General features: G+C 62.9%; 1 protein-coding gene. It reads left to right on the forward strand.

Features of this window, described 5'->3' with window-relative positions:
* The first annotated feature begins 5 nt into the window (after positions 1-5).
* On the forward strand, positions 6-1,199 hold the full coding sequence (tuf, locus tag QTI51_RS38905; protein ID WP_108143266.1) for an elongation factor Tu: 1,194 nt from the start codon (positions 6-8) through the stop codon (positions 1,197-1,199).
* Position 1,200: the final 1 nt, after the last annotated feature.

A 1,200-nucleotide genomic window follows, 5' to 3' on the forward strand; every position in this document is an offset into this window, starting at 1 on the left:
GAAAAATGGCAAAAGGTAAATTCACCCGCACCAAGCCGCACGTGAACGTGGGCACGATCGGTCACGTCGACCACGGCAAGACCACGCTGACGGCTGCGATCGCCACGGTGCTGTCGGCCAAGTTCGGCGGCGAAGCCAAGGCCTACGACCAGATCGACGCTGCGCCTGAAGAAAAGGCCCGCGGCATCACGATCAACACCGCGCACGTCGAGTACGAAACGGCCAACCGCCACTACGCACACGTCGACTGCCCCGGTCACGCCGACTATGTGAAGAACATGATCACGGGCGCCGCTCAAATGGACGGCGCCATCCTGGTGTGCTCGGCCGCCGACGGCCCGATGCCCCAGACCCGTGAACACATCCTGCTGGCTCGCCAGGTGGGTGTGGGCTACATCATCGTGTTCCTGAACAAGTGCGACATGGTCGACGACAAGGAACTGCTCGAGCTGGTCGAAATGGAAGTTCGCGAACTCCTCGACAAGTACGAATTCCCCGGCGACGACACCCCCATCATCCACGGCTCGGCCAAGCTCGCCCTCGAAGGCGACAAGGGCGAACTGGGCGAAGGCGCCATCATGAAGCTGGCAGAAGCCCTGGACACGTACATCCCGACGCCCGAGCGCGCCGTGGACGGCACGTTCCTGATGCCCGTGGAAGACGTGTTCTCGATCTCGGGTCGCGGCACCGTGGTGACCGGCGCTGTCGAGCGCGGCGTGATCAAGGTCGGTGAAGAAATCGAAATCGTGGGCATCCGCCCGACGGTCAAGACCACCTGCACCGGCGTGGAAATGTTCCGCAAGCTGCTGGACCAAGGTCAAGCCGGCGACAACGTGGGCGTGCTGCTGCGCGGCACGAAGCGCGAAGAAGTCGAACGCGGCCAAGTGCTGTGCAAGCCCGGCTCGATCAAGCCGCACGTGCACTTCACCGCCGAGGTGTATGTCCTGTCGAAGGACGAAGGCGGCCGTCACACGCCGTTCTTCAACAACTATCGCCCGCAGTTCTACTTCCGCACGACGGACGTGACCGGCGCGATCGAGCTGCCCAAGGACAAGGAAATGGTCATGCCAGGCGACAACGTCAGCATCACCGTGAAGCTGATCAACCCGATCGCGATGGAAGAAGGCCTGCGCTTCGCCATCCGCGAAGGCGGCCGTACCGTGGGCTCGGGCGTCGTCGCCAAGATCCTCGACATCTAAG

Origin of the sequence: Variovorax sp. J22G73, assembly GCF_030317035.1 — a bacterium.
GTDB lineage: Bacteria > Pseudomonadota > Gammaproteobacteria > Burkholderiales > Burkholderiaceae_C > Variovorax.